We start from the raw sequence: 18,271 nt of genomic DNA, 5'->3' as shown, positions 1-18,271 counted from the left end.
GACCTTCCCACCACCCGAAGGACTCGCTATGACCGTGGCATACCTGGTGGCCGGCGTCCGTACCCCGATCGGCCGGTACGCAGGCGCCCTGGCCGGCGTACGCCCCGACGACCTGGCCGCCCACGTCATCCGTGAGCTGGTGGCCCGGCACCCGTCGGTGGACTGGTCGCGCACCGACGACGTGGTGTTCGGCTGCGCCAACCAGGCCGGCGAGGACAACCGCAACGTGGCCCGGATGGCGGCGCTGCTCGGCGGGCTGCCCGAACAAGTGCCCGGCAGCACGGTCAACCGGCTATGCGGCTCCGGGCTGGACGCGCTCGCCACCGCCGCCCGGTCGATCGTGGCCGGGGAGGCGGACCTGGTCGTCGCCGGTGGGGTGGAGAGCATGAGCCGGGCGCCGTTCGTGATGCCGAAGGCGGCCACCGCGTTCGCCCGATCTGCCGAGGTGTACGACACCACCATCGGCTGGCGGCTGGTGAACCCCCTCATGGAACGCGGCTGGGGCGTCGACTCGATGCCCGAGACGGCCGAGAACGTGGCCGCCGACTACGGTGTCGACCGGGCGGCGCAGGACGAGTTCGCGTACCGCTCGCAGCTGCGGGTCGCCAAGGCGCAGGCCGACGGACGGTTGGCCGAGGAGATCGTGCCGGTGACTGTGCCGGCGGGCCGGCGGGAAACCCGGCTGGTCGAGGTCGACGAACATCCCCGGCAGACCTCGCTGGAGAAGCTGGCCGTGCTGCCCACCCCGTTCCGCGACGGCGGCACGGTCACCGCCGGCAACTCCTCGGGTGTCAACGACGGCGCGGTCGCCCTGCTCGTCGCCTCGGAGGCGGCCGTCGCCGCGTACGGTCTGACTCCGCTGGCCCGGGTCACCGGCACGGCGGCAGCCGGTGTGCCGCCCCGGGTCATGGGCATCGGGCCGGTTCCCGCGACCCGGCGGCTGCTGGACCGGCACGGGTTGGCCGTCACCGACATCGACGTGATCGAGCTCAACGAGGCCTTCGCCGCCCAGTCCGTCGCGGTGCTGCGCGAACTCGGGCTTCCCGAGGACGCCGAGCACGTCAACCCGAACGGGGGTGCCATCGCACTGGGCCACCCGCTCGGTGCCAGCGGTGCCCGGCTCGCACTGACCGCTGCCCTGGAACTGCGCCGACGGGGCGGGCGGCGGGCGCTGGCCACCATGTGCATCGGGGTGGGTCAGGGCATCGCACTGCTACTGGAGGCCGCCTGACCTGCCAGATGAACCATTTTCGGGTAGGAAAGAACCTTGTGGATCTCCCCCCGTGCCGCGGACCGGCCTAGAGTGGTCAGCATCACGATCCAGGGCGACAACACGAGGTGCAACCAGTGCAGCAGCCGGACGGACTTCCCGCCGAGATCGACCTTTCCCGGCCCAGCGCGGCACGGGTGTATGACTACTTTCTCGGCGGCGCCCACAACTTCGACATCGACCGGCAACTCGCCGCGCAGATCGCGGCCATGACACCGAACCTGCCGGCGACCATGCGGGCCGGGCGGGAGTTCCTCCGCCGCGCCGTGCGGGTCCTGCTCGACGCCGGCATCGACCAGTTCCTCGACATCGGCTCCGGCATCCCCACGGTCGGCAACGTGCACGAGGTAGCCCAAGCCACGAACCCGAAGGCTCGGGTGATCTACGTCGACATCGATCCGGTCGCGGTGGCACACAGCCGGGACCTGCTCGCCGGCAACGATACGACCGGCGTCATCCACGGCGACCTGCGGGACCCGGACCGGATCCTGTCCGAGGCCCGGCGGCTCGACCTGCTCGACTTCGACCAGCCGGTGGGCATCCTGCTCGCCGGGGTGGTGCACTTCGTCCCGGACACCGACCGCCCCGGTGACGTCCTGGCCACCCTCCGCGCCACCGCAGCTCCCGGCAGCCACCTGGTGATCTCGCACTCCACCTTCGAGGACCAGCCACAGGAAATGCTGGACGCGCAGCGGTTGTCGGCACGTACCGCCACCGAGATCACCCTCCGTTCGCGGGCCGAGATCACCGCGTTCTTCGGCGACTGGACCCTCCTGGAGCCCGGCGTGGTGCACATGGAGCTGTGGCGGGCCGACTCCCCGTCCGAGGTCACCGTCGACGGTCAGCGCTTCGGTGCCTTCGGTGGCGTCGCCCGCAACGACCGGTCCGCCGGCTGATCCGATGGCCGCCGTGGGCGCTTCCGGCGGTGACACCGTCGACCTGGCCGGCGCGCAGCGGTACGCAGCCGACTGGGCGGGGGCTGTCCGTCGGCTCGGTTTCGTGCCGCTGAGCGCCGCCGAGACCGAGCAGCTGCTGCTCCGGCACACTCTCCGACTGGCGGAGGTGCTGCTCTCCGCTGATGCGCCGGAACCGGCGGCGCAGGAGGTCGGGCGGTCACTGGTCGACGCGCACCTCGCCGAACCGGGCGTCGTCGAATGGTCGGTGCGTACGCTGGGCGAACGGTTCCGGAGCGACGTGCTCGCCGCCGGCCGCCCTGAGCTCGACACGCGGATCGCCGCCATCCAGGCCGGGTTGGCGGCCGGCTTCGCCCGCGCGTTGCGTGAGCGGACCTTCGTTCAGCAGGAGGGGATAGCTCGCGCCATGTGGCAGGCGCGGGACGACGCCGAGCAGGCGCTGCGCGACAGCGAGGCCCGCTTCCGGGCGGTGTTCGACGGTGCGGCCATCGGCATCGGCCTCGCCGAGGTCGACGGAACGATCATCGACGTCAACTCCGCTTTCGCCGACATGTTGGGCTACTCGGTCGAGGAGCTGCGACAACTCGACGTGGCGTCGCTTTTCCACCCCGACGACGCGGCCGGCATGTGGGAGCTGTACCAGGAGTTGATCGAGGGCAAACACGACGCGGTCCGGGTCGAGAAACGCTACTACCGGAAGGACGGCAGCGCCGTCTGGACGGACCTGGCCGTCTCGCTGATCCGCCACGACGACGGCCGGCCCCGTTTCACCGTCGCCGTGGTCGAGGACATCACCGAGCGGTACGCACTGCAGCAGCGGCTGCGCTTCCAGGCGTTGCACGACCCGCTGACCGGACTGCCGAACCGGACGCTGTTCTTCGACAGGCTGGCCAGCTTGGTGGAGCAGCCCGACCCGCCGGGCCGGGTCGGTGTCTGCTTCCTCGACCTGGACGGGTTCAAGACGATCAACGACAGTCTCGGGCACGCCCTCGGTGACCAGCTGCTGGTGATGATCGCCCGACGGCTGGCCGACTGTGTGGCCGAACAGGGCTATCTGGTCGCCCGGATGGGAGGCGACGAGTTCGTCATCCTGGTCGACGGGGTCGCCGCCATCCAGGACGTGATCGCCGTGGCCGAGTCGGCGCTGGCCGCCGTCGCCGCGCCGGTGTGCGTCGGCGACCAGCAACTCGCGGTCTCGGCCAGCATCGGCATCGTCGACTCGGAGGTCGCCGGCACCAGCGTCGCGGAGCTGATGAAGGCTGCCGACGCCTCGCTCTACTGGGCGAAGGCGGAGGGCCGCGACCGGTGGGCGGTCTACGATCCCGAGCGCAGCGCCCGGGACAACGCCCGCTCGGCGCTGGCCGCCGGGTTGCCCGCGGCCCTGGACCGGGGCGAGTTCGTGTTGCACTACCAGCCGATCGTGTCGCTGCTCGACGGACGCATGCTTGCTGTCGAGGCGCTCGTCCGCTGGCAGCACCCGGAACTGGGGCTGATCGGCCCGGACCGGTTCATCGGGCTCGCCGAGGAGACCGGCCTGATCGTCCGGCTCGGTGAGTGGGTGCTGCGGCAGGCGTGCCGTGACGCCCAGCGGTGGCACACCGACTTCCCGGACGCCGGGCTGGTGGTGAGCGTCAACCTGGCAGCCCGCCAGGCCGACCGTCCGGCGATCGTGGACACCGTGGCCGATGCGCTGGCCAGTAGCGGACTGCCTGCGGAACTTCTGCAACTGGAGTTGACCGAGAGCGCGGTGATGGGGTCGGCCGGTGAGCCGCTGCGGACGCTGCACCGGCTAGCCGCGCTGGGCGTACGGCTGGCCGTGGACGATTTCGGCACCGGGTACTCCAACCTGGCGTACCTACGCCGGTTGCCGATCACCTGCCTGAAACTGGCGGGCCCGTTCGTGGAGGGGATCCGGGGCGCCGAGCCGGCCGACGCCGACCACCGGGACGAACGTATCGTCGATGCGCTGGTGCGGCTGGCACACGCGTTGGAGCTGTGGGTCACCGCGGAGGCGGTGGAAACCGAGGCGCAGGCGCAGCGGCTGCGGGCGCTGCGGTGCGACACCGCGCAGGGGCGGCTGTTCGCCCCGCCGGGTCCGGCGGAGACAATCGTGGCCCGGCTACGCGATCCGAAGCTGGGAAGGGCGTCCTGTTGACGCCTCCGGTTGAGGAAAGGTCCCTTCCTGACTGATGTGCACGAGCAACCGGGAGTCAACGTGGGGCTGACCGAGACGGCAGCGGTGGCGTCGGTCGTCGCCGCACTGGCCATCCTCGCGGGGCTGGCCGGGGTGGTGGTGCCCGGTCTGCCGGCGCTGCCGCTGTGTTGGGGTGGCGTACTGGTGTGGAGCCTGTTCGGCGGCGCCGGGCCTGGGCGGTGGCTGGTGCTCGTCGCCGCCACGCTCGTCGCCGTGGCCGGCACCGTCGTCAAGTACGCCTGGCCCGGGCGCAACCTGAAACGGGCCGGGGTGCCCACCGCGTCGCTGCTGGCCGGTGTACTGCTCGGCCTGGTCGGCTTCTTCGTGATTCCAGTGGTCGGGCTGGTCATCGGTTTCGTCGGCGGAATCTTCGCGATGGAGCGTCTGCGGCTCGGCGACACCCGACTCGCCTGGCCGGCGACGAGGCAGGCCGTCGCCGCGACGGGGCTGTCGATGCTTGTCGAGTTTCTCTCCGGGCTGGTGATCGGCGCCCTGTGGGTGGCCGGTCTGGTGATGACCTGACCGGTCTGGGCGTGGCTGCCTACCGGGGCGGCGCGGGGTGGAGTCGGGGCACGGGACGTCGCCGTGCCCGAGAGAGGTGACGTGTTCCCGCGCCGCCGCGGAGGCCGGGCCGTTCCGAGGGCCCGGCGGCCGGCCCGTCGCGATCGGGCCTGGTCACACCCTCAAGGATGGGGTACGCGGGCTGTGCCGGCAACGCAATAGTGGCCCACCGGCAGCGTGTGCCCCCTGCGGTCACCTGATGCCGGCCGGGTTGCCCGGCTCGGCTCGGCGGGTACCAGCGGTGCGGCCCATTGACGGTGATCGGCTGTGCCCGGTAGACCTTGGTGATGGAGGCTCGTGGATGAGACAACCGCCGCTCACGTTGGAACAACTTCGGGTCGCCGTCACCGAGGGCGAGATCGACACGGTGGCCCTGGCCCTTGTCGACATGCAGGGTCGGTTGCAGGGCAAACGGTTCCACGCCCCGTACTTCATCGACCAGGTCGTCGCGCACGGCAGTGAAGGATGCAACTACCTGCTCGCCGTCGACGTGGACATGAACACCGTCGACGGGTACGCCATGTCGAGTTGGGAACGTGGCTACGGCGACTTCGCGATGAAACCGGACTTCGGCACCCTGCGCCGGGTACCGTGGCAGCCCGGGACGGCCCTGCTCCTGGCCGACCTGGAGTGGTTGGACGGCTCCGGTCCGGTGATCGCCTCGCCCCGGCAGATCCTGCGCCGCCAGCTGGACCGGTTGGCCGCGTACGGGCTGACCGCGTACGCCGGCACCGAGTTGGAGTTCGTGCTGTTCCGTGACTCGTACGAGCAGGCGTGGCGGCGCGGCTACCGGGAGCTGACCCCGGCCAACCAGTACAACGTGGATTATTCGCTGCTCGGCACCGCTCGGGTGGAGCCGCTGCTGCGCCGGATCCGCACCGAGATGGCTGGCGCGGGGCTGGTTCCGGAGAGCGCCAAGGGGGAGTGCAACCTCGGCCAGCACGAGATCGCCTTCCGCTACGACGAGGCGGTGGCCTGCGCCGACCACCATGTGATCTACAAGAACGGGGCAAAGGAGATCGCCGCCCAGGAGGGCATGTCGATCACCTTCATGGCTAAGCCCAACGAGCGGGAGGGCAACTCCTGTCACATCCACTTCTCACTTCGGGACGCATCCGGCGGCTCGGCGATGCTCGGTGACGGGCCGGCGCAGCTGAGTCCGACCGGGCAGCGGGTGCTCGCCGGGCTGCTCGCCACCATGCGCGAGTTGAGCCTGCTCTTCGCCCCGAACATCAACTCCTACAAGCGTTACCAGCCGGGTTCGTTCGCGCCGACCGTGTTGCGGTGGGGCACCGACAACCGCACCTGCGCGCTGCGGGTGGTGGGGCACGGTCAGGGGATGCGGGTGGAGAACCGGGTGCCGGGTGCCGACGTCAATGCGTACCTGGCGATCGCGGCGTTGGTGGCGGGTGCTCTGCACGGCATCGAGAACGAGTTGGAGTTGGCCGAGGAGTGCACCGGCAACGCGTACGACGACGCGACCGCGGAGCATGTTCCCGGCACTCTCCGCGACGCCCTGACCCTCTGGGAGGGTTCGACGGTGGCCCACGCCGCTTTCGGCGAGGAGGTGGTCGCCCACTACGCCAACATGGCCCGCGTCGAGTTGACTGCCTTCGACGCCGCCGTCACCGACTGGGAACTGACCCGTGGCTTCGAACGCCTCTGATCCGCATCCGTAGCGATCATGCGATTGTGGCCCGTGACGGATCGCGCATACCTGCGTACTCCAGACGCTACAACTGCATGATCGTCGCAGAGAGGTGGGGGTGAGGGTCGGTGGGTGAGGTGTGGGATCCGGCGCGGGGGACGGTGCTGCGGGAGGTGGCCGACAGTTCGGTCGGACAGGTGGACGCGGCGGTCGAGCGGGCAGGGCGGGCCTACGAGCGGTGGCGGGGGGTCAGCGCGGGGGAGCGGGGACGGCTGCTGCGGCGGTTCGCGGCGGTGGTGGACGATCACCTTGAGGAGTTGGCCCGGCTGGAGGTGGCGAACGCCGGCCACACCATCGGCAACGCGCGGTGGGAGGCGGGCAACGTCAGGGACGTGCTGGACTTCTACGCGGGGGCGCCGGAGCGGCTCACCGGGCGGCAGATCCCGGTGCCGGGCGGATTGGACGTGACCTTCCACGAACCACTCGGCGTGGTCGGGGTGATCGTGCCGTGGAACTTCCCCATGCCCATCGCCGCCTGGGGTTTCGCTCCGGCCCTCGCCGCCGGTAACACGGTCGTGCTCAAGCCGGCCGAGTTGACGCCGCTGACCGCGCTGCGGTTGGCCGAGTTGGCGGAGCAGGCCGGACTACCCGAGGGGGTGTTCACCGTGCTGCCCGGGCGGGGCGAGGTGGTCGGCGAACGGTTCGTCAGCCACCCCGCAGTACGCAAGATCTGCTTCACCGGCTCCACCGAGGTCGGCACCAGGATCATGGCCGGCTGCGCGAGCCAGGTGAAGCGGCTGACCCTGGAACTGGGTGGCAAGTCGGCGAACGTTGTCTTCGCCGACGCCGACCTGGAACGGGCCGCCGCCGCCGCGCCGTACGCGGTCTTCGACAACGCCGGCCAGGACTGCTGCGCCCGGTCCCGGTTGCTGGTGCAGCGCCGGGTGTACGACCGCTTCCTCGAACTGCTCGAACCGGCGGTACACGCCTTCCGGGTGGGTGATCCGGCCGACGAGAGCACCGAGATGGGACCGCTGATCTCGGCCGGGCAGCGGGACCGGGTCGACGGGTACGTCGACGGTTCGCGGGTGGCGTTCACCGGCTCACGGCCCGACGGCCCCGGCTACTGGTACGCCCCGACCGTGCTGCTCGCCGACTCACCGCGCGACCGCCACTGGCGGGAGGAGATTTTCGGCCCGGTCGTCTCGGTGCTCCCGTTCGACGACGAGGCCGACGCCGTCCGGCTGGCCAACGACACCGAGTACGGGCTGTCCGGCTCGATCTGGACCCGGGACGTGGGCCGGGCGTTGCGGGTGGCTCGGGCGGTGGAGGCCGGCAACCTGAGCGTCAACTCGCACTCCTCGGTGCGGTACTGGACGCCGTTCGGCGGCATGAAGCGCTCCGGTCTGGGACGGGAACTGGGGCCGGACGCCCTGCACGCGTTCACCGACGTCAAGAACGTCTTCGTCAGCACCGAGGAGTGATCATGCAGGGACGGTTGCGGGACCGGGTGGCCGTGGTGACCGGGGCGGCCAGCGGAATCGGGTTGGCCACGGTGCGGCGGTTCGCCGCGGAGGGTGCCCGGGTGGTCTGCGTGGACGTCGACATCGAGGGCGGGCAGCGGGCAGCCGACGAGGTGGGTGGCAGTTTCGTAGCGGCCGACGTGGCCGACGAGTCGGCGGTACGCGACCTGTTCGACGGGGTCGTCGACCGGTACGGGCGGGTGGATGTGGCGTTCAACAACGCCGGCATCTCCCCACCGGACGACGACTCCATCCTGGACACCCGGCTGGACGCGTGGGAACGGGTACTGCGGGTCAACACGACGAGTGTCTACCTGTGCTGTAGGCACGTCATCCCGCACATGCGGCGGCAGGGCCGAGGCTCGATCATCAACACCGCCTCCTTCGTGGCGTTGATGGGCGCGGCGACATCCCAGATCGCTTACACCGCCAGCAAGGGCGGAGTGCTGGCGCTCACCCGGGAACTGGGTGTGCAGTTCGCCCGGGACGGCATCCGGGTCAACGCCCTCTGTCCGGGTCCGGTGGCCACGCCACTGCTCCGGGAGTTGTTCGCCGCCGATCCGGAGCGCGCTGCCCGCCGGCTGGTGCACGTGCCGATGGGCAGGTTCGGTGAGCCGACCGAGATCGCCGCTGCGGTGGCCTTCCTGGCCAGCGACGATTCCTCCTTCATGACTGCCGCACAGTTCGTCGTCGACGGGGGCATCACCGGGGCGTACGTCACCCCGTTGTGATCTCGGCCACGCCCTCCGCGGGGTGTCGGGTGGTGGAGAAGCCCACCGGTCCGCCCGATGCCGAGCAGCCTCCGACGACTCGGGTGCGTTACGTTGCTGATCCGCCTGGGTAGAAGGCGGGTCAGGGCTTTGATGATCGGGAGCGGTGCGGGCGCGCCCAGGGAGGCTGCATGAGATCGGCCCAGGGGGGCGTGGACGGTGGCCAGCCGTCCGCAGCGGGAGACGAGACGCCCGCGCTGCTCGCGGCAGCGTTCGCGGGCGGCGGTGAGATGGGTGCGCTGCTGCGCGACCGCGACTGGTCGACTCACCCACTCGGTCCACCGAGCCACTGGCCGACCTCGCTGGGCAACGCCCTCAGCACGATGCTCGCCTCCAAGGCGCAGATCGCCATGTTCTGGGGCGACGATCTGCGGGCCTTCTACAACGACGCCTACCGGCCGACCATCGGTGACAAGCATCCCGCAGTGCTCGGCGAGCCTGCCCGGGAACACTGGGCCGAGACCTGGGACGTGCTGGAGCCGCTGCTCACCGGGGTACTACGCGGCGGCGAGTCGTACCAGGCCCAGGATCATCACTTCCTGCTCGATCGGCACGGCTTCGTGGAGGATGTCTACTTCGACGTCTCCTACGACCCGATCCGTGACTCCGACGGCACGATCAGCGGGGTGCTCTGCATCTGCAGCGAGACCACCGGCCGCGTGCTGGGTGAGCGACGACTGCGAGCCCTCGCCGAACTTGGCTCGGCACTGGCCGACCCGGTGAGCAGCGAAGAACTCGGCCGGGCCGCTGCGGCGGTGCTCGACCGGTATCGCGACGACGTCCCCTTCGGGCTGCTCTACCTGACCGACGCCGACGGGCACCTGTGCCGGACGGGAATCGGCAGCGGCGAGGCGGTCGCCGCCGAGGTGTCCGCCCGTCTGGTCGAGCTGGCGGCTGCCGGTGACAGCGGGGTCGTCGCCACGGCGGACCTGCTCGGTCAGGTGCCGGCGGACACCGCCGACGAGGCGGTGGTGCTGCCGATCAGCGCGACCAACGAGGCGGCCGGGACCCTGGTCCTGGGAGTGGCCCGCCGCCTACCGCTGACCGAGGAGTACCGCACGTTCTTCGAGTTGGTCGCGGCGCAGATCTCCCGGGCGGTGGGCAAACAGCGGGCGTACGAGCAGGAACGGGCCAGGGCCGCCGAGCTGGCCGCCCTGGACCTCGCCAAGACCAACTTCTTCGCCAACGTGAGTCACGAGTTCCGCACCCCGTTGACCCTGGTACTGGGCCCGTTGGAGGACCTGCTCGCCGATCCGGCGATCGGCGAGGACCACACGCAACGGTTGACCGTGATGCACCGTAACGCGTTGCGGTTGCTGAAGCTGGTGAACACGGTGCTCGACTTTTCCCGGCTGGAGTCCGGTCGGTTGGTGGCCCACTACGAGCCCACCGACCTCGCCGGTTACACCTCCCGACTGGCCAGCACGTTCCGCTCCGCCAGTGAGCGAGCCGGGCTGCGGCTGCTGGTGGACTGCCCGCCGCTGCCGGAACCGGTCTTCGTCGACCCTGACATGTGGGAAAAGATCGTCCTCAATTTGGTGTCGAACGCCCTCAAGTTCACTTTCGAGGGGGAGGTCAGGGTCCGGGTCCGCGCAGTCGACGGTGTCGCCCGGTTGGAGGTGGTCGACACCGGGGTGGGCATCGACGCCAGGGAACTGCCACACGTGTTCGAGCGGTTCCATCGGGTACCGGGCGTACGTTCCCGTAGCCACGAGGGCACCGGGATCGGTCTGGCCCTGGTGCGGGAGCTGGTGGAGATGCACGGCGGGCAGGTCGGTGCCACGAGTCAGGTCGACCAGGGCAGCACCTTCGTGGTCACCGTGCCGTTCGGTACCGGGCACCTGCCGGCCGACCGGGTGGCCGACAACGACCCCACCGCCCGCGAGCCGCGGCAGGCTCCGCTCTTCGTCGCCGAAACCGTTCAGTGGACCGCCGGTCCGGGTACGGCCGCGTCCCACCCGTCGGCCGCCTCCACCGGGCCGGAGGCCGAGCGGTCGGCGGTGCGGGAAGGGCAGTCCCCGCCCGCAGTACCCGCCGGACGGGTGCTCGTCGTCGACGACAATCCCGATCTACGCGAACACGTCACCCGGTTGCTCGTACCCACCTGGGAGGTGAGCACCGCCACCGACGGGGTGGAGGCGCTGCGGCTCGCCACCGAGCAGGCCTTCGACCTGGTGCTCACCGACGTGATGATGCCGCGCCTGGACGGATTCGGTCTGGTCGCCGCACTGCGCGCGGATGCGCGTACCCGGTACGTGCCGATCGTGCTGCTCTCCGCCCGTGCCGGCTCGGCCGAGGAGGTGGCCGGGTTGTCGGTGGGTGCGGACGACTATCTCACCAAACCCTTCTCGGGACAGGAACTGATCGCCCGGGTCCGCGCCAACATGGCCCTCGGTCAGCTGCGCAACCAGATCATCCGCCGGTTGCGTGCGCTAGCTGACGCTGCGGTCGCGGTCAACACCGCCCGGTCCACCGGCGACGTGCTCCGGGTCGCCGCCCACCACGCGTTGAACCTCGCCGAGGCCGTGCGGGTGGTGGTCTCCGCCGGTGGCACCCGCTACGAGGCCGACGCCGGTGGGGCCAGCAGCGTCGATCCGTCCTTCGTCCTGCCCTTGACCGGTGCGGCCGACCAGCCGCTCGGCGAGCTGAGCGTGTGGCATCCGACCGCTGAGAGCGCCGACGCCGACGAGGCCGCGTTGACGCAGCTCGCCCGCCTGGTCGGAGCGCGAATGGAGAACGCCCAGCTCTACGAGGCCGAGCACCGCATCGCCACCACCCTCCAGCACAGCCTGTTGCCGCGCAGCCTGCCCCAACTGCCCGGAGCCGTGGTGGCCAGCCGGTACCTGCCGGGCAGCGCCGACGTGGAGGTGGGCGGCGACTGGTACGACGTGGTGGCCCGGGACGACGACGAACTCGTGCTCGTCATCGGTGACGTGGTCGGCAAGGGGGTGCCGGCAGCTGCGGCAATGGGCCAGCTACGCAACGCGCTGCGGGCGTACGTTCTTGAGGGTTTCGATCCCGGCGAGTCGTTGACCCGGCTGAACCGGCTGGTGGGTTCCACCGAGTCACGTTCGTTCGCGACGGTTTTCTGCCTGTGGTTCAGCCCTCGGACGGGTCGCATGCGCTATGCCAGCGCCGGGCATCCGTCACCCCTGCTGATCCGCGGCGCCGAGGTGGCGTTCCTGCACGGCCGGGCGCTCGGCCCGCCGGTCGGTGCCATCGCGGGCACCGACTACGAAACCGTCTCCGGCGAGCTGCGGGCCGGTGAACGGCTACTGCTCTACACCGACGGCCTGATCGAGGACCGGCGGGTCGGCATCGACGACTCACTGGCCCTGCTACGTGCCGACGCAAACGGCTCAGGCGAGCACGTCGAGGACCTGATCGAGGCGGTGGTGGCGCGGGTCGCCAGCCGACCCCGGCGGGACGACGTCGCGGTGCTGGCCCTGGAGGCTGTCGAACTCAACCGGTTCGCGCTGCGGCTGCCCGCCGACCCGACCCGGCTCAGTGTGCTACGCAAGCGGCTGGAGGACTTCCTCGTGGCGCATCGGGTGGGCGAGACGGACCTGTTCGACCTGACCGTGGCGGTGTCCGAAGCGGCGGCGAACGCCATCGAACACCCGGTCGACCCGGTGGAGCCGGTGGTGGACGTCGAGGTGCGGGTCGAGGACCGCACCGTGGTGGCGACGGTAACTGACAGCGGACGGTGGCGGGAGTCGACGGGGGCGGGCTTCCGGGGGCGCGGGCTGTCGCTGATCCGGGCGCTCGGGGACCTCGCGGTCGAGCACACCCCGGAGGGGACCAGGGTCACGTTGCGCCGCGAGTTGACCGGGTAGCCGCCCGGTCGACACGATCAGCCTGGTCAGGTCGGCTGCAGCCAGGGTTGGCTGCCCAGACCGGCGATCTCTAGCACCCGACTGACCTGTCGGGACGGCAGGACCGTCAGGGCGTCCGGGTAACGATCGGCGAGCTGGACCACCGCGTGGATGGCCGCCGAGTCGAAGAAGGTGACCGCGCGCAGGTCGAGGGTGACCCGGCGGGCCAGCGTACGCAGCACGGTCTGCAGCATGGTGTCGGCGGTCGCCATGTCGACCTCACCGGTGACCACCACACTGACGTGATCACCATCGGTCTCCGCGTCGGCGGAGAAGATGGGAGGTGCGCCCCCTTGATCCACGCAGACACCTTGACACAGCGTCTGTGGTAGGGCAACAACCACTCGGAGCTGCCGGCGGCGGAGGGGGACCGCTCGGGCGGCGATAGGCTTGCCGCATGACCGTCCGTGCGCCGCTGACCCCCGGCACGCTCTCTCCGTGGCGGCCGGTGCCCGCCCACATCGTCCGACCCGAGTACGTCGGCAAGAAGGCCCCCCGCCCCTGGCAGGGGTCACACGTGCAACCGCCGGAGACCATCGAGAAGATGCGTCTGGCAGGCCGGATCGCCGCCCAGGCGGTGCAGTTGGCGGGCGAGCACTGCAAGCCCGGTGTGACCACCGACGAGATCGACCGGGTGGTGCACGACTTTCTCGTCGACAACGGGGCGTACCCGTCGACCCTGGGCTACCGGGGCTTCCCGAAGTCCTGCTGCACCAGCCTCAACGAGGTGATCTGCCACGGCATCCCCGACTCGACCACTCTTGTCGACGCCGACATCGTCAACGTCGACGTCACCGCGTACATCGGTGGCGTGCACGGCGACACGAACGCGACATTCTGCGTCGGCGAGGTCGCCGAGGAGAATCGGCTGCTGGTCGAGCGGACCCGCGAGGCGACGATGCGGGGCATCCGGGCGGTCGCTCCGGGGCGGCAGATCAACGTGATCGGTCGGGTCATCGAGTCGTACGCCAAGCGTTTCGGGTACGGCGTCGTCCGCGACTTCACCGGCCACGGCATCGGCGAAGCCTTCCACAGCGGGCTTTACGTGCCGCACTACGACAGCCCGCGCCCCACCGACGTGATGGAGCCGGGAATGACCTTCACCATCGAGCCGATGATCACTCTCGGCACGTACCAGTACGATCTCTGGGACGACGGCTGGACGGTGGTCACCAAGGACCGGAAATGGACCGCACAGTTCGAGCACACCGTGCTGGTGACCGAGGACGGCCACGAGATCCTCACACTGCCGTGACGATGGTCAGGTCGTCGGTCGGCTGCGGTGACCGTGGTCGGGTACCAGCTGGAAGATCCTGATCTCCCGACCACCGGCCCGTTGCACGTACGTCTCGTAGGCAGGGCACTATTCGCCCCGTCTGGGCCCGCGGCGCCGGTCAGTCCAGCCGGCGTTCCACGGGTAGCCGAGACCGGGTGAACAGCGCCGCGCCGAGCATCGCCACAAGCGGTACCACCACCAGCACGCCGAGCGTGAGCCAGGGCATCACCAGCGGGTAGGGCGGTTCGACGGGCCAGCTGTGGGCGTACCGCCTGTTGGTGAAGGCCAGCACGATCAGAACCGAGACGAGTCCGGCGACGATACCCAGTACCGAGCCGAGCACCGCGATCACTCCGGCCTGGCAGAGCGACAGCAGACGGCGTACATCCGGTCCCGCGCCGATGGCGGCCAGGGTGGACAGATCTGTCCGCCCCTCGGCGGCGGCCAGGCCGGTGGCGATGCCGGCGGCGCCGACGGTCACCACCGCGGAGACCAGCGCCAGCAACAACAGCCTTGGTCGGGTGTCGTCGTCGTGGCTCCGGCCTCCCTCCACCGCGATCCCCGCAGGGGCGAGCGGGCGGAGCGCGGCGGCGAGTTCGTTCTGGTGGTGCTGATCCGGTGGCTGCTGCGCTTCCAACGCCCAGCCGGTCTGCCCTCTCACGAGCCCGAGCCGGTCGGCGGCGGCGTTGGACAGCAGCAGCCAGTGCTGACCCAGCCCGGTGTGCAGGGCGTACCCGGGCACGGTGGCGATGTCCGGCGGCAGCGTGTCGGTGTGGTGTTCGACCCTCAGGTCCAGGTGGCCGTCACGCAGGAAACGGGCGTCGGTGACCACTGCGCCACCCGCGCGCAACGTTGCGGCGGCCTCCGCCACGTCCGCTGGTGCTCCTCCGGTGAGTAGCCTCAGCGTCCCGCCGTCGTCCACGAGAACCCGCAGGTACGGCCCCTCGGGGCCGTCTCCGGTGTGCCGGCAGCGGGGGTCGGCGCGGGCCCGCCGCTGGTCGGTGGCGCTGAGCGGCGAGTACGGCTGCCAGGGGCAGACCCGCTCGGGCGGCATCGTCGCGGTGATCGTGCAGGCGTAGAAGTCCGGCGAGCAGCCGGCCACCACCAGCGGGGCGATCGTGCCGGCGTCGATCAGTGCCCGCACCGGGCCGTCGATCGTGTCGAGGGTGGGCGGGCGGCCCGACACGGGATCGCCGGCGGCGGTGACCAGGACGGTGCGTTCCGGAAGCAGCGGCTGGTGGTGCCGGTCGGCGCGCACGTCGTCGCTGGCCTGGAAGAGGCCGAGGGCGACGCTACCGGCCACCGCGGCCATCACGGCGGAGATGGCCGGCGCAGCCGACGCGCGGTTGCGGCTGGCGTCGCGTACCGCGATCCGGGGCGCCAGGGGCAGGAAACGGCCGAGCCGGGCCAGCAGCCCCACGAGTGTCGGGGTGGCGAAGACCAGTCCCAGTTCGCCCAGGACCAGCCCGGCGAGGATCACCGACTGCGAGGTGACCACCGCGCCGATCGCGGCCACCACGGTGCCGCTGACGGTCAGCGTGACGCCGACGGCCAACCACCGGCGTCGGTGGCCGGGCGGGGTGCGCCGTCCGGCGAGCCCGGCCACCACGTCCTGCCGGGCGGCCGTCCACGCCGGTACCAGCGCGGCCAGGAGCCCGGCCAGCACCGCGACCAGCGCGATCACGACCAGGGCTGCGGGCCAGAGGCGGTAGCCGCCGAACCGGTGCTGAAAGACGAACTCTTCGACGAGGGGTCGGCCGGCGAAGGCGGCAGCCACGCCGAGTGTGATTCCGGTCATGGCGCCGGTGGCGCCGAGCACCACACCGTCGGCGAGCACCACCCGGCGCAGCTGCGCGGCGTCACCACCGGCGACCGCCACCAGGGCCAGCTCCCGCCGCCGACGGCGCACCCCGACGGCGAACGCCGGCCCGACCAGCAGCACGACCTCGAGCAGGCCGAGCCCGCCGACCAGCACGACGGTGCCGACCTCTTCCAGGTCCATCGCGCCGATCCGAGATTCGTTCTGCTGCAACAGCTTCCCGGCCGGGGCGGGTACCCGGGCGGTGACCACGACGCCGTGGCCGTTGAGGTGCCGGAAAACGTCGTCGGTGGGCGGGCCGGGCAGGTCGGCCAGGAACACCTCGTCGGGGTGGGTCGTCGTCGGCGCGCCGGCCGGGTGCAGGATGACCATCGCGGTCAACTGCTCGGGGAGTTCGGCCAGGCCGACGACGGTCCAGGTGCGGGTTCGGTCACCTGCGACGACCCGGTCCCCGATGTCGACGCCCAGTTCGCGTCGGGCGGCCAGGTTCACCGCGATCTCGTCGGCGGCGGCCGGTGGCCTGCCCTGGTGGACCCGGGCGATGCCGCCCCCGAGCGGGTCGGTCAGGTCGACCACCGTGGCGACCATGTCCGCCGGGGGCCGGTCACCCAGCCAGGCGCTGTACGGCACCCAGCGCCGTACCGGCAGCACCCGGCTGCCCTCGGGTAGCAGCGCGGTGACGTACTCCGCGGTGACCGGTGAGGTGAGCCGTCGGTTCTGGTCGCCGGCGGTCCAGCCTCTGCCGTCGGGGCTCTGCTCGACTGGGCCGTGCCCGACCACCCGAAGTTCCGCATCGGCGTCGCCGAGCCGGCGTTCCAACTGTTCGCCCGGGGTCAGCCGGGACATGTCGAAGCTCACCGCGATGTAGCTCAACGCCAGCACCGGCAGGATGATCATCGCCAGGACCAGGGAGGTGCGTCCACTGGCCCGTCTCGCCTCGCGGCGGGCGATGCGCAACGCGGCCCGCCACGACCCGAGGGTCTCGGCCAGCCGGGCGCCGCTGATCGACCCTGGCGCCAGGCCGGTCACCGGCCGCTGCCGCTGAGCAGGGCATCGACGCCGGCCAACGGGGCCGTCGAGTCGACAGCCACGCCGTCGCGCAGGAACATCACCCGGTCGGCCCAGGCGGCGTGGCGGGCCTCGTGGGTCACCAGGATGCCGGCGGCCCCCGCGTCGACCCGGTGACGCAGCAGCCGCAGCACCGCCTCCCCGGTCTGCGAGTCCAGCGCCCCGGTCGGCTCGTCGGCCAGGACGAGGCGTCGCTGCCCGACAAGGGCCCGAGCGATGGCCACGCGCTGCTGCTGGCCACCGGAGAGCTGGTCCGGGAACCGGTCACCCAACTCCGACAGACCGACATCGGTGAGCGCGTCGAGCGCCAGCCGCCGGGCCGTGCGTACCCCGGTGCCGTCCAGTTCGAGGGGGAGCGCGACGTTCTCCGCGGCGGTGAGGCTGCCGACGAGGTTGAGGTTCTGGAAGATGTACCCGATGCGGCGGCGGCGCAGCCGGGCCAGCCCACGCCGGTCCAGCGCGTGCAGTGGTTGTCCTTCGACGTGCACCTCGCCGGCGGTCGGGCTGTCCAGTCCACCGGCCAGGGTGAGCAGGGTGGACTTGCCGGAGCCGGAGGGGCCCATCACGGCGACCAGTTCGCCGGGGCACACGGTGAGGCTCACCCCGCGCAGGGCGTGTACCGCCGCCGGACCGCTGCCGTGCGTACGGTGCACGTCGCGCAGGTCGAGTACGGTGTCGGCGGCCGGGCCGGGGCCGGCTGCGCCAGCGGGCGACCCGGGCGGCGGTCCGGGGGCGGCCGGCACCTGTCCGTCGGGGGTGGTCACCGTCGTGCCTCCTCATCCCTGTGGTCCACCGCCTCGGCAAGGGGTGTCGGGCCGGTGGCCGGCGGGCGGTGCCTTGTCAGACTGCTCTCGCAGTGGTCGAGCCAGCGCACTTCGGCCTCGGCCTGGAACACCATCGCGTCCAGCACCAGCCGCCACGGCAGGTCCGCCGGACCGTCACCTGAGTACTTCAGCCGGGTCAACTCCTGCAACGTGCGCATGGTGGCGGTCCGTTGCGTCTGGACCACTGCCCGGACATCCACGCCCGGGGTGGTCAACGCCAGCGCCAACTTGATCGACAGTTCGTCGCGCGGGCGGTCGCTGCGGCTGATCGGGGTGGCGAACCACAGGGTCAGGTCCGCCCGCCCGGCGTCGGTGATCTCGTACGGCCGCTGTCCGGCCTCGCTCTCCGGAAGTGACCTGACCAGACCGTCCCGCTCCAGCCGGGACAGGGTGGTGTAGACCTGTCCGATGTTCAGCGGCCAGGTGGCGCCGGTCGACTCCTCGAAGGCGGCCCGGAGCTGGTAGCCGTACATCTGCCCGCGTTCGAGCAGGGCGAGCAGGCCGTGACGGATGGACATGGCAACGGAGT

Annotated in this window: 13 protein-coding genes; 9 read left to right on the top strand and 4 right to left on the bottom strand. The window is 71.1% G+C overall.

What is annotated here, in order from left to right:
- Positions 1–28 precede the first annotated feature (28 nt).
- The 8 genes from pcaF (at position 29) to HCA58_RS16700 (ending at position 12,716) form a co-directional block, all read left to right on the top strand.
- Positions 29–1,231 (top strand): 3-oxoadipyl-CoA thiolase, encoded by a 1,203-nt coding sequence (pcaF, locus tag HCA58_RS16735; RefSeq protein WP_169598772.1) that lies wholly within the window; start codon positions 29–31, stop codon positions 1,229–1,231.
- 116 nt (positions 1,232–1,347) lie between these two features.
- Complete coding sequence (locus HCA58_RS16730; protein WP_169598771.1) at positions 1,348–2,166, top strand: SAM-dependent methyltransferase; 819 nt, start codon at positions 1,348–1,350, stop codon at positions 2,164–2,166.
- A gap of 4 nt (positions 2,167–2,170) precedes the next feature.
- On the top strand, positions 2,171–4,339 hold the full coding sequence (locus HCA58_RS16725) for a bifunctional diguanylate cyclase/phosphodiesterase (RefSeq protein ID WP_169598770.1): 2,169 nt from the start codon (positions 2,171–2,173) through the stop codon (positions 4,337–4,339).
- Positions 4,340–4,399: 60 nt separating this feature from the next.
- The gene (locus HCA58_RS16720) at positions 4,400–4,900 is read left to right on the top strand and encodes a DUF456 domain-containing protein (protein ID WP_169598769.1); all 501 of its coding nucleotides are present in this window, start codon (positions 4,400–4,402) and stop codon (positions 4,898–4,900) included.
- Between the two features lie 340 nt (positions 4,901–5,240).
- The gene (locus tag HCA58_RS16715; protein WP_169598768.1) at positions 5,241–6,605 is read left to right on the top strand and encodes a glutamine synthetase family protein; all 1,365 of its coding nucleotides are present in this window, start codon (positions 5,241–5,243) and stop codon (positions 6,603–6,605) included.
- Positions 6,606–6,715: 110 nt separating this feature from the next.
- Positions 6,716–8,071 carry an aldehyde dehydrogenase family protein gene (locus HCA58_RS16710; protein WP_169598767.1) on the top strand — a complete coding sequence of 452 codons (1,356 nt, stop codon included), beginning with the start codon at positions 6,716–6,718 and terminating at the stop codon, positions 8,069–8,071.
- 2 nt (positions 8,072–8,073) lie between these two features.
- Positions 8,074–8,841: a 3-oxoacyl-ACP reductase gene (locus tag HCA58_RS16705; RefSeq protein WP_169598766.1), complete on the top strand. Its 768-nt coding sequence runs from the start codon at positions 8,074–8,076 to the stop codon at positions 8,839–8,841.
- A gap of 170 nt (positions 8,842–9,011) precedes the next feature.
- Complete coding sequence (locus HCA58_RS16700; RefSeq protein ID WP_169598765.1) at positions 9,012–12,716, top strand: SpoIIE family protein phosphatase; 3,705 nt, start codon at positions 9,012–9,014, stop codon at positions 12,714–12,716.
- Between the two features lie 26 nt (positions 12,717–12,742).
- Here HCA58_RS16700 and HCA58_RS16695 read toward each other — a convergent pair whose 3' ends face one another.
- Positions 12,743–13,057, bottom strand: a complete 315-nt coding sequence (locus tag HCA58_RS16695; RefSeq protein ID WP_169598764.1) for an STAS domain-containing protein — start codon at positions 13,055–13,057, stop codon at positions 12,743–12,745.
- 95 nt (positions 13,058–13,152) lie between these two features.
- Between HCA58_RS16695 and map the strand changes: the two genes are divergently transcribed.
- Positions 13,153–14,010, top strand: coding sequence for a type I methionyl aminopeptidase (gene map, locus HCA58_RS16690; protein ID WP_169598763.1), 858 nt, complete (start codon positions 13,153–13,155; stop codon positions 14,008–14,010).
- A gap of 139 nt (positions 14,011–14,149) precedes the next feature.
- On the opposite strand, the gene HCA58_RS16685 is transcribed toward map, so the two are convergent.
- The 3 genes from HCA58_RS16685 to HCA58_RS16675 all read right to left on the bottom strand — a co-directional run bounded on the left by HCA58_RS16685 (position 14,150) and on the right by HCA58_RS16675 (position 18,260).
- The gene (locus tag HCA58_RS16685) at positions 14,150–16,879 is read right to left on the bottom strand and encodes an FtsX-like permease family protein (protein ID WP_346776012.1); all 2,730 of its coding nucleotides are present in this window, start codon (positions 16,877–16,879) and stop codon (positions 14,150–14,152) included.
- Positions 16,876–17,580 carry an ABC transporter ATP-binding protein gene (locus HCA58_RS16680; protein WP_169598799.1) on the bottom strand — a complete coding sequence of 235 codons (705 nt, stop codon included), beginning with the start codon at positions 17,578–17,580 and terminating at the stop codon, positions 16,876–16,878. Before HCA58_RS16680 ends, HCA58_RS16685 begins: the two co-directional genes overlap by 4 nt.
- A 98-nt stretch (positions 17,581–17,678) precedes the next feature.
- The gene (locus tag HCA58_RS16675; protein ID WP_169598762.1) at positions 17,679–18,260 is read right to left on the bottom strand and encodes a PadR family transcriptional regulator; all 582 of its coding nucleotides are present in this window, start codon (positions 18,258–18,260) and stop codon (positions 17,679–17,681) included.
- Positions 18,261–18,271: the final 11 nt, after the last annotated feature.

The organism is Micromonospora sp. HNM0581 (genome assembly GCF_012726175.1).
Lineage (GTDB): Bacteria > Actinomycetota > Actinomycetes > Mycobacteriales > Micromonosporaceae > Micromonospora.
Note: the sequence above shows the minus strand (reverse complement) of the source record. Positions and strands in the feature narration are given on the sequence as shown.

Coding starts and splice junctions, on each gene's coding strand:
- pcaF (WP_169598772.1), top strand. CDS start 29: ATGACCGTGGCATACCTGGTGGCCGGCGTCCGTACCCCGATCGGCCGG.
- HCA58_RS16715 (WP_169598768.1), top strand. CDS start 5,241: ATGAGACAACCGCCGCTCACGTTGGAACAACTTCGGGTCGCCGTCACC.
- HCA58_RS16700 (WP_169598765.1), top strand. CDS start 9,012: ATGAGATCGGCCCAGGGGGGCGTGGACGGTGGCCAGCCGTCCGCAGCG.
- map (WP_169598763.1), top strand. CDS start 13,153: ATGACCGTCCGTGCGCCGCTGACCCCCGGCACGCTCTCTCCGTGGCGG.
- HCA58_RS16705 (WP_169598766.1), top strand. CDS start 8,074: ATGCAGGGACGGTTGCGGGACCGGGTGGCCGTGGTGACCGGGGCGGCC.
- HCA58_RS16725 (WP_169598770.1), top strand. CDS start 2,171: ATGGCCGCCGTGGGCGCTTCCGGCGGTGACACCGTCGACCTGGCCGGC.
- HCA58_RS16675 (WP_169598762.1), bottom strand. CDS start 18,260: ATGTCCATCCGTCACGGCCTGCTCGCCCTGCTCGAACGCGGGCAGATG.